Origin of the sequence: Nesterenkonia aurantiaca, assembly GCF_004364585.1 — a bacterium.
GTDB classification, from domain to species: Bacteria; Actinomycetota; Actinomycetes; order Actinomycetales; family Micrococcaceae; genus Nesterenkonia; species Nesterenkonia aurantiaca.
The window spans coordinates 1-10,086 of record NZ_SOAN01000016.1 but is presented as its reverse complement, the minus strand read 5'-3'; the positions used below and the strand labels follow the sequence as shown (position 1 = coordinate 10,086).

Genomic DNA, 10,086 nt, shown 5'->3' with positions numbered 1-10,086 from the left:
AAGGTCTTGCGCGGTCCGCCGTGGCTTTCCGCTGTGCGCCCTTGAGCACGAGATAGAACTTTACACACGCCCTGCCGAGTCCGCAAACCAGATCCAGTGCGAGCTGCATCACACCCCCAGATCCCCGTGATCCCGGGGATCCCAGCCCTGCCCTACACTCCGTGCCGTCCCGGTCAGGCTTCCGCAGTCGGGTGGCCTCAATTGGGCCGCCTCCCCCACTGCGGACCAGCCGGCCCGGATCCTACGACCGAGAGCATCCGGGTCGAACCAGCGGACTCTGTCCTGGGTCCTCTCCGGATCAGGTCTCGTGCTTACCGGATCCGGTCTGGTGCTTGTCCGACAGGCAAGGCGCCAAGACCCAGCGGGCACCCCACCGGTGGAACAGCTCGAGGGATTCGGTGACCATGGCGGCCTCGAAGAGGGGTGTGTCGATTCCCGAACTGCTGGCATCACTGTCCCGGTAGCCCTGGAGAACTGCCTTGGTCACCTGTTCGTACCAGAGCCCGAGGTCCTTGATCGATGCCTCCGGCTGAGCCGGTGCGGTATCGGAGTCTCTCTGGGTGACCTCCCGCACGAGCTCCGCGAGCGAGGCGATCAAGGAGAGCACGTCGCGCAGCGGCTGAGCGTGATCGATCATCCCGCCGTCCTCGTCGATGATCCAGCCGGTCTCGTGCTGGCGGAGTCGTTCAAGGGTCAGGTCCCCATGGATCTTCTGCAGGTCCATCACCTGGTCCACGCTGCGCAGCGCTGTGCCTAGGCGGCCTATGAGATCCCCCAGCTCGGGAGTCGCGGTCTCATCGGAGTCCTCACGCACCTTCGTCCAGGCCTGTTCCAACTGCTCCGCGGCCTGGTCCTTGCTGGTTTCGAGCTGCGCGGCGGTCTGCGGGTGTGCCCCGAAGGTTCCGGCGAGGTCTGCGTGGAAGTCACCCAGGATCCGACCCAGCGCGGTGGCCTCGGGAAGGAAGTCTGATCCTTCCGCCAGAGCGGCGCGGGCCCGCGTCGATGCTGGTGCGCCGCTGATGGAGACCTCGCGGATGATCCCGAGATCACCGGTGACCCACTGGGGCTCTCCGCTGCCCGGGTGCGGCTCTGGCCAGCTGCCCGTGACCACGCCCAGGACTCGTGCCACGGTGCGGCTGCCGTTCCTGCTCATCTGCAGCACGGTGTCCAGAGCGTCGGGGCGATGCTGGTCCGGACGGCGGATGAAGTCGACCAGGGTCTTGGAGGTCTCTTCGGCTCCACCTTCGACGGTCACCGCAGTGCGGGCCACCGCCGGCGCCGGCGCATCCAGGGGGGTGCGCTGCAGCTTGGCCGGGAATGCGGGCCAGGTGTTGAACTCGGCGAAGGCCTCCCCTCGGGACCGGCCGTTGCGACTGCCCTGTCCGCGGCGAGCCATCTCGTGCCAGGCCGCGAGGAAGGCTCGATCGCGGGCGCCGTCGTAGACCCAGAGGTCTCCGGCGGCCGCGCTGAGGCGACCGATGAACGCGGTCTTGCCGGCCAGCGCCGAAGGTCGGCTGCGCAGCGCCATCGGGACGGCCACGCGCGCCTGTCCGGCGGCGTGGTCCACCTGGATGATGTGCAGCTCCAGGCGCAGACCCTGATCAGGGTCCCCTTCCGGGGCGGGGAGCCGCAGACCACCGACGCGGGTGATCACCCGGCGACCTGGTGCAGCCTGGAACCAGGACTGTTGGGACAGCCAGGTTCCGACCAGGTCTCGAAATCCTGGTTGTTCCTCGCCTCGGAAGCTCGCCATATTACTGCCGTGCCCCCTGGCGTCGCATCGCGATCTCGTAGAGGCTGATCCCTACAGCCATGGAGGCGTTGAGGGATTCGGTGGCCGAGGTGATCGGAATCGAGACGATCTGATCGCAGGTCTCACGGACCAGGCGGGAGAGGCCCTTGCCCTCCGAGCCGACCACGATGATCACCGGCTCCTGGGCCAGTTCGATGTTCTGCAGCGAGATGTCGCCCTCGCCGTCGAGCCCCAGCACGAAGAAGCCCAGCTGCTTCGCCTCCTTCAGCGTCTGGGTCAGGTTCTTCGCCCGGGCCACCGGGATCCGCGCCGCGGCTCCGGCGGAGGTCTTCCAGGTCGTGGCGGTCACACCGGCGCTGCGCCGTTCCGGGATCAGCACCCCATGGGCGCCGAAGGCCGAGGCGGCGCGGAGCATCGCGCCGAGGTTGCGCGGATCGGTGATCGAGTCACATGCCAGGAACAACGGCTGGTGCGGGATGTGGCCCTTCGCCGCGCGCTCCAGCTCGTTCTCGGCCAGCTCCAGCGCGTCGATGTAGTCGTAGGGTTCCAGCAGCAGCGCCAGACCCTGGTGGACCGCACCTCCGGTGGAGTTATCCAGCTGCCGACGGGTGACTTCGCGGACCCGGACCCCGGCTTCTGCGGCGAACTGCAGCGCCTCCCGGACGCGGCCGTCGGATTCCACGTCGGTGGCGACATGCAGTTCCTTCGCCGGGACGCGTTCGCGCAGCGCCTCAAGCACTGAGTTGCGTCCGGCGACCATGTCCTCGGCACCGAAGCCGGAGCCGCGCTGGCGGGGCTGGTTGCTGCTGGTCTTCGTGGCTGCCCGATCGGCCAGCATCTTCTGCCGGTGCGCCTTGTGGTAGACCCGGTCCTCCGCCTTAGGCGTGGGTCCCTTCCCGCGCAGCGCGCGCCGTCCCTGACCTCCGGAGCCGGTCTGCGGGCCCTTCTTCTCTCTGCGGATCGCAGCCGATTTCGGCCGTGAATCTTGTCCCATGTTCAGCCTTTCCTAGCCCCGGTGGCGGGGCTGGTGGTCGCACTCGTCCGGGCAAGCGCCCAACGAGTTCCATCTTTGGAGTCTTCCAGCGCGATTCCGGCTGCGGTGAGCCGGTCGCGGACAGCATCGGCGCGGGCGTAGTCCTTGGCGGACTTGGCCTCCACGCGATCGGTGAGCAGCGCCTCGATGAGTTCACCCAGCGCGGCCTCAGCCTCGGAACCGCCGGCGGCCCCCACCTCGGGGACATCGCTGAGCCCGAGCACCTGGACCATGGTGCTCACGGCGCCGGCGCTGCGCGCGAGCTGCTCGGTGTCTTCGGCGTCGAGGGCGATGTTGCCCGCCCGGACGGTCTCGTGGAGCACCGCCAGCGCCTGGGGGACATTGAGGTCATCGTTCATCGCGGCGGTGAAGGCTTCCGGGACAGCGTCATGGGAGCCCAGACGCTGGCCGGAGAGGGCCTCCGCCGCGCGGCCCAGGAAGGTCTCGATACGTTCGACGGCGGCCTGGGCCTCCTGGAGCGAGGTCGGGCGGTAGTCCAGCTGGGAGCGGTAATGGGCCTGACCCAGGAAGTAGCGCACGGCGCGTGGCCGGGCGGCGCTGAGCATCTCCTCCGGGGCGATGGTGTTGCCCACGGATTTGGACATCTTCTCCCCGGCGTAGGTGACCATCCCGTTGTGCAGCCAGAACCGGGCGAAGTCGTCGCCGGCGGCGCCGGACTGGGCCAGCTCGTTCTCGTGGTGCGGGAAGCGCAGGTCCAGGCCCCCGCCGTGGATGTCGAAGCGGCTGCCCAGGTACTTGGTCGCCATCGCCGAGCACTCCACGTGCCAGCCGGGCCGGCCGGCGCCCCAGGGGGCGTCCCAGCGCGCGGTCTCCGGGTCGGTGGCCTTGTGGCCCTTCCACAGCGCGAAGTCGCGCGGGTCGCGCTTGCCGCGGGCATCGGCGTCGGCGGCGTCCTGCATGTCCTCGGCCCGCTGATGGGTGAGCTCCCCGTAGCGGGGCCAGGAGCGGACGTCGAAGTAGACGTCACCGGAGCCGTCCTGGGCGGGGTAGGCGTGGTCGGCGTCGATCAGTCGTTGGATCAGCGCGAACATCTCGGTCATATGCCCGGTGGCGCGCGGCTCGTAGCGCGGGCGCTTCACCCCGAGCGCGTCGTAGGCCTGGTGGAAGGCCTGCTCGAAGCGGTAGGCCAGGGCGAACCAGGGCTCCTGCGCGGGGTAGTCCGGGCTGGGGGTGTGCTCGGGCAGGTAGGAGAGCGCCGACTTCTCCAGGATCTTGTCGTCGATGTCGGTGACGTTGCGGACGCTGAGCACGTCGAGGCCGCTGTGTTCGAGCCAGCGGATCAGGATGTCGAAGGCCACTGCCGATCGCACGTGGCCCACATGGGGTCGCCCCTGGACGGTGGCGCCGCAGTAGTACAAGGACACCCTGCCCGGCTCGAGGGGCTCGAAATCTCGCACGGTCGCCGTCTTGGTGTCATAAAGTCGCAGTGCCACGCGGTCAGCCTATCCGGTCCTCGGTTCAGATCGTGTAGATCACGGCGGTGGCCGTGGCCAGGATGCCCTCGCCGCGACCGGTGAAGCCGAGTCCGTCCGAGGTCGTGGCGCTGATCGCGACCGGCGCTCCGGCTGCCGCGCTGAGCACCTGCTGGGCCTCTTCCCGTCGCGGACCGAACTTCGGTCGCTTCGCCACGAACTGCACCGCGATGGATCCGATGCCGAAGCCTTCCGCCGCCAGGATGCGCGCGGCCTCGGCGAGCAGCCGCGCCCCGGAGGCGCCTTCGAGCTCGGGGCGCGCGGTGCCGATGGTGTCAGCCCCGAAGTGCACCCCCAGGTCGCCGAGGCCTGCGGCGCTGAACAGCGCGTCGCAGCAGGCGTGCGCCACGGCGTCGCCGTCGGAGTGCCCGGTCAGGCCCTGCTGGCCGGGCCAGAACAAGCCGGCGAGCCAGAGGTCCCGGGGCTCCTGTGCAGGGGCGAAGGCATGGACGTCGTGGCCGATTCCCACCCGCGGCAGCACCGGTCTCCTCGGGGCGGGTGTCTCGCGCTGCGCCAGCGTCGCCTGGGCGGCGGCGAGATCCTCGGCGGTGGTGATCTTCAGGGCGCTCTGGGAACCGGGGACCATCGTGACCTCGACCCCCATGGCCTCGGCGATCATGGCCTCGTCGGTCAGCGTCTCGGCCTGGGCGTCGGGGAGGTCCCCGATGAAGTCGAAGGCCTGCTGGAGCAGCTCGAGCGTGAAGCCCTGCGGGGTCTGCACGGCGCGCAGCGAGGAGCGCGGCACGGTCTCGGCGACCCGTTCGGCGCCGGGCGTCGCGGACGGCTCGGCATGCACCCGCTTGATGGTGTCGGTCACGGGCAGAGCCGGGACGACGGCGGCGGCGCCGGCCTCCACGGCGGCGAAGACCCGGGCGTAGACCGCCTCGGGGGTCATGGCGCGGGCCGCATCCTGGATCAGCACGGTGGTGCGCGCTGGGTCCCAGTCTGCGGCCGCGGCGCGCAGCAGCTCTCGGATCCCGGCACGCACCGAGGAGGAGCGGCTGCCTCCGCCGCGGGTGTGGTGCACCGACACGCCGGTGGCGGCGCTGAACTGCTCCCCCACCGTGGCCAGCTGGTCATAGCTGACCTGGTCCGAGGGCAGCACCAGCACCACGGCGTCCAGTCCGCGAACCGCTCCGTCCTGGTGCGAAGGGTCCTGGTGCGCGGGGTCCTGTGTCGGCAGGCCCTGGGCCAGCCCGTGGAGGCGCTCCATCACGTGGGCGAGGATCGGGCGTCCGCCCAGATCCACGCAGGCCTTGGGCCGTCCGTGTCCCAGCCGTTCTCCGCTGCCGGCCGCCACAACGATGAGCGCCCGGCGCGCTGTGACAGGTTTCCCTGTCCCGGCGTCCGGGCGACTCATCGACGGTGCTCCTGCTGGAGCATCTGTGGCTGCCGGTGCGACCTGTGGTCCCACCTGGCTCATCTCTACTCTGCGACCTTCTCTGGCTCTGCCGGAGTCGGGGCCTGATCGAGGATCTCGTCCAGAAGCTTCGCAGCCTCTTCCTCGTCGAGCTTCTTCGCAAGCGCCAGCTCCGAGACCAGGATCTGCCGGGCCTTGGCGAGCATGCGCTTCTCACCTGCGGAGAGACCGCGGTCGTTCTCGCGCCGCCACAGGTCACGCACGACCTCGGCGACCTTGTTCACGTCACCGGAGGCGAGCTTCTCGAGATTCGCCTTGTACCGGCGTGACCAGTTCGTGGGCTCTTCGGTGTACTCGGCACGCAGCACGTCGAAGACGTGCTCCAGGCCTTCTGCACCGACGACATCGCGAACGCCGACCAGATCGACGTTGTCTGCCGGTACCTCTATCGTCAGGTCTCCCTGGGAGACCCGAAGCTTGAGGTACATCTTCTCTTCGCCCCGAATGGTGCGGGTCTTCACTTCTTCGATCGTCGCAGCACCGTGGTGCGGGTATACGACCGTCTCGCCGACCTCAAAATTCATGTAATGATTCCCCTTTCCCGACCTCAAGTTTATCACGCGTCACAATTGCCTCCGCGTGTCGCTCCGGATCCCCTCCGGCGTCACGACATAGGGTTCGCCGCCACCGGATTTCGACATCCTGTAGAATTACCTCCAGATCAGACCATCACGTGGGCAGAGACTTCTCCGCTGACGTGGACGACATCTGCGCTGCATGCCAATCTCCGGGGTCCCGCACCGCGTACCCTGGAGCTGATCCGCATCGCTCCAAGCCCGTGAGGAGACTCTCCACGTGAAGTTCTCAGCCGATAAGACCCGCCGCCTGGCAGCGGTCTCCGTGGCTGCCGCCGCACTCCTGGGCGCCAGCGGCTGCAGCGCCGTCAACTACCAGGCCACCACCCAGCAGTACGCGGCCTCCGACGGCACCCGTGCCGACGTCGGGGAGGTGCAGTTCCGCCACATGGCCTTCATCACTGATGAGGCCGGCAACCCCGCGCGGGCGATGGGCTCGATCATCAACAGCGGCACCGAGGACGCCGAGGTGGAGCTCGACGTCGACGGCGAGACCTTCTCCGCGACCCTCCCAGCCGGAGAAAAGGTGTCCCTGGAGCTCGACGAGGAGCTCGTCGTCGAATCCTTCCAGGCCGACCCCGGCCAGATGCACGAGATCACCGTCAGCGTGGACGGCGAGTCCAAGCAGGTCATGGCCTCGGTCTTCGACGGGGTCCTGCCGGAATACCGGCACCTGCTCCCCGACGGCTACGACGAGTCCATGACCGAGCACCTCGTGCACGGTCCCGACACCTGGGGCAGCGGCGCGGCGCACCACGACTCGGGCGACGACGGCCACTGACCCAGGCCCCACCCACGCTGCGGCCGAACCGCCGCACAGCGCTCGGGCATTGAGCGCACATACAGAAGAGGGCCCGCTTCCTTGGAAGCGGGCCCTCTCTGTATGTGCGCGCGCTCTGCGGCGCCGCTCGGCGGACTCCGGCGACGCTAGTGGACTCCGGCGACGCTCGTGGACTGCGGCGACGCTGAGCACCCGCGTCAGGAGCCTGCGAGGGCCTCACGCAGCAGCCGGCGCAGCCGCTGCGGGTCGATGCGCCAGAAGTCCTTGACCTGACCATTGATCCGCAGCACCGGGATCTCCTCGGCGAAGCTGGAGAGCAGCTCCGGCTTCTCGGTGATGTCGTGTTCGAGAAGCTCCACCGGAAACTCTGCGCAGACCTCTCGGGCCACCGCCACGGCATCTTCGCACAGGTGACAGCCCTGCTTGACGAGTACTTCAACCTCGACTGACCGGCTCACGCCTTCTCCTTCGCTCGGGGATCCTCAGGGTGGGACGAGGAAACCCCGGCCGCCTGCTGGCTGCCGGGGTTTCTTCACGCTGACAAGAACTCTTACTTCTTGTTGCGGCGCTGGTGACGAGTCTTCCGCAGACGTTTGCGGTGCTTCTTCTTCGCCATGCGCTTGCGGCGCTTCTTGATCACTGAGCCCATGGGGTGCAGTCCTTGTCTGTAGGTAAACAACGAGAAAAGGGTCTCGGAACAGTGTAGCCGCAAGGCAGTGCTGGCACAGAATCGAGGGGGAAGGTCCCGTCTGTGGCCGAATCCGCGGGAGCACGGGCCCCGGCGACTCCCGGCACCGGTGCGCCCAGGGGCCGGTCTCGCCCGGGGGATCAGTCCAACCAGGAATCAGTCGAACCAGGGGTCCAGCCCGTAGAGCGGGAAGATCTCCTTGCGGGTCTGCATCACCGCGCGGTCCACGGCGTCCGAGGGATCGTAGCCGAGCTCCCAGGAGCGCCACCACAGCTGCGCGTCGTCGCCCATGGTCTCGGGCGTCTCCACGTGGTGGCGTTCGCGCACATAGTTCCGCCAGGAGCCTGGCACCGCGGTCTTCAGCGACAGCGGCGATCCGACGATGATGCCGGTCAGGTGGGTCCAGCTGCGCGGAACCACGGTGTGCACCGCGTAGCCGCCTCCGCCGGTGGCGATCCAGCGCCCTTCGCAGTGCTCGTCGGCCAGGTGCGCGATGTCCAGGGCGCTCTGCCGCTGGGCGTCCACACTGAGCTGCAGGTCAGACAGCGGGTCCTCCCGGTGCGAGTCACAGCCGTGCTGGGAGACGATGACCTCGGGTTCGAAGGCGGCCACCAGCTGCGGGATGACGGCGTGGAAGGCGCGAAGCCAGCCAGCGTCGCCGGTGGTCTCAGGCAGCGCAATGTTCACGGCCGAGCCCTCGGCGCCCGGGCCTCCGGTCTCGTTCGGGAATCCGGTGCCCGGGTAGAGCGCGACGCCGGTCTGGTGGATCGAGATGGTCATCACCCGCGGGTCGTCGTAGAAGATGTCCTGGGTGCCGTCCCCGTGGTGAGCGTCGACGTCGATGTAGACCACTCGGCGGGTGCCCTGCTCGAGCAGCAGCGCGATGGCCGCCGCGGAGTCGTTATAGACGCAGAAGCCGCCGGCCCGGGACCTTGCGGCGTGGTGCATCCCCCCGGCGAAGTTCAGCGCCCGCACCGCGGTGCCCTCGAGCAGCGCCTGGGCGCACCGGACAGTGCCGTCGACGATCCTGGCGGCGCCGAGATGGATCTCGCTGAACACCGGGGTGTCCTCGGTGCCCAGCCCATGGTCCTGGGAGGAGTGCCCATGCTCGGCGGCGTTCTTGACTGCCGCGATGTACTCCGCGCTGTGGACCGTGCCCAGCACCGCGTCGGAGGCTATCGCGGTCTCCAGCCGCTTCACATTGGACCCGCTGAACAGGCCGAACTCTTCGCAGAGCCTCGCCGTGAGCTCCAGCCGCACGGGGTTCATGGGGTGGTCGGCGTTGAATCGGTACTCGAGCAGCGCCTCGTCCCAGACGACGGCGGCGGGAAGTTCTCCCACGGTGGCCTCCTCAGGCGTGGTCGGCGAAGTACTCCAGCTGAGAGACGTCTCCGGAGACGATGATGGTGTCTCCGGCGGAGACCAGGGTGTCGGGCTGGGCGTAGACGAAGTCCTTTCCCGGAGACTTCACGCCCACCACGTTGACCTTGTGCCGGCTGCGCGGCTGGCACTGGTCGATGGTCTTGCCGTGCAGCTCGCGCGGCGGGCGCATCTTCACGATGGCGAAGTCGTCGTCGAACTTGATGAAGTCCAGCATCTGACCCGAGACCAGGTGTGCGGCGCGCACGCCGGCGTCGTGCTCGGGGTAGATCACATGGTGACAGCCGATCCTGGTCAGGATCTTGCCGTGCGTCGGATTGATGGCCTTGGCCCAGACCTGGCTGACTCCGAGGTCCACCAGGTTGGCCGCGATCAGCACCGAGGACTCGATGGAGGTGCCGACGCCGACGACGGCGGCGTCGAACTCCTGGGCGCCGACCTGACGCAGCGCCTCGATGTCCGTGGCGTCAGCCTCCACGACGTGGGTGAGCATATCGGCGTATTTCTGGACCAGACCGCGGTTCTGCTCCACGGCGAGGACCTCTTTGTTCTGGCTCACCAGCTGGTTGCTCAGCGCGATGCCGAAGCGGCCTAGCCCCACGACGAGGACCGGCTTGTTGCTCTGGGGATTCAGCTTGGCCACGAATGCGTCCTTTTCCGCGAATGAACCTGCTCGACCCTGCGGGGCCGAGTCCTGAAGTGCTGACTCCAGGGTAAACCCCCTCGGCCTGGCCGGTGTCACCGGGAGCATGCTCGTCGGGCGATGCTGGATCAGCCGATCATGGGGCGGCCCTCGGGGTAGCGGTACCGGACCCGGCTGCGCTGGCGCACGGTCAGCGAGGCGGCGAAGGTGATGATCCCGACCCGGCCGGCGAACATCAGCGCCGCGAGCACGTAGAGCCCCTCGGGCGGGAGGTCCTCGGTGAGCCCACTGGTGAGCCCGACGGTCGCGAAGGCGGAGAT

10 protein-coding genes and 1 pseudogene are annotated in these 10,086 nt (G+C 68.4%); 1 reads left to right on the top strand and 10 read right to left on the bottom strand.

What is annotated here, in order from left to right:
- Positions 1-298: 298 nt before the first annotated feature.
- The 5 genes from EV640_RS13335 to EV640_RS13315 all read right to left on the bottom strand — a co-directional run bounded on the left by EV640_RS13335 (position 299) and on the right by EV640_RS13315 (position 6,223).
- Positions 299-1,753 (bottom strand): maltokinase N-terminal cap-like domain-containing protein, encoded by a 1,455-nt coding sequence (locus EV640_RS13335; protein ID WP_133726706.1) that lies wholly within the window; start codon positions 1,751-1,753, stop codon positions 299-301.
- A 1-nt stretch (position 1,754) separates the two neighbouring features.
- Entirely contained in the window at positions 1,755-2,747 is a 993-nt protein-coding gene (gene rlmB, locus EV640_RS13330) for a 23S rRNA (guanosine(2251)-2'-O)-methyltransferase RlmB (protein WP_051501433.1), read from the bottom strand.
- 2 nt (positions 2,748-2,749) lie between these two features.
- On the bottom strand, positions 2,750-4,240 hold the full coding sequence (gene cysS / locus EV640_RS13325; RefSeq protein WP_133726705.1) for a cysteine--tRNA ligase: 1,491 nt from the start codon (positions 4,238-4,240) through the stop codon (positions 2,750-2,752).
- Between the two features lie 25 nt (positions 4,241-4,265).
- Positions 4,266-5,639 (bottom strand): 2-C-methyl-D-erythritol 2,4-cyclodiphosphate synthase, encoded by a 1,374-nt coding sequence (ispF, locus tag EV640_RS13320; protein ID WP_133726704.1) that lies wholly within the window; start codon positions 5,637-5,639, stop codon positions 4,266-4,268.
- 65 nt (positions 5,640-5,704) lie between these two features.
- A complete protein-coding gene (locus EV640_RS13315) occupies positions 5,705-6,223 on the bottom strand; it encodes a CarD family transcriptional regulator (RefSeq protein ID WP_036477487.1) in 519 nt (172 codons plus the stop codon).
- Between the two features lie 271 nt (positions 6,224-6,494).
- On the opposite strand from EV640_RS13315, the gene EV640_RS13310 reads away from it, so the two are divergent.
- Positions 6,495-7,055, top strand: coding sequence for a hypothetical protein (locus EV640_RS13310; RefSeq protein ID WP_051501430.1), 561 nt, complete (start codon positions 6,495-6,497; stop codon positions 7,053-7,055).
- Positions 7,056-7,252: 197 nt separating this feature from the next.
- Here the strand turns inward: EV640_RS13310 and EV640_RS13305 are convergent, their stop codons facing one another.
- The 5 genes and pseudogenes from EV640_RS13305 to EV640_RS13285 all read right to left on the bottom strand — a co-directional run.
- Positions 7,253-7,513 (bottom strand): glutaredoxin family protein, encoded by a 261-nt coding sequence (locus EV640_RS13305; protein WP_133726703.1) that lies wholly within the window; start codon positions 7,511-7,513, stop codon positions 7,253-7,255.
- Between the two features lie 92 nt (positions 7,514-7,605).
- Positions 7,606-7,704, bottom strand: a complete 99-nt coding sequence (locus tag EV640_RS13300; protein ID WP_081652675.1) for a 30S ribosomal protein bS22 — start codon at positions 7,702-7,704, stop codon at positions 7,606-7,608.
- A gap of 195 nt (positions 7,705-7,899) precedes the next feature.
- On the bottom strand, positions 7,900-9,084 hold the full coding sequence (locus EV640_RS13295) for an acetoin utilization protein AcuC (RefSeq protein ID WP_243832338.1): 1,185 nt from the start codon (positions 9,082-9,084) through the stop codon (positions 7,900-7,902).
- Positions 9,085-9,094: 10 nt separating this feature from the next.
- Entirely contained in the window at positions 9,095-9,766 is a 672-nt protein-coding gene (locus tag EV640_RS13290) for a potassium channel family protein (RefSeq protein WP_036477482.1), read from the bottom strand.
- Positions 9,767-9,894: 128 nt separating this feature from the next.
- Positions 9,895-10,086: pseudogene (locus EV640_RS13285) on the bottom strand (potassium transporter TrkG); the annotation flags it as partial.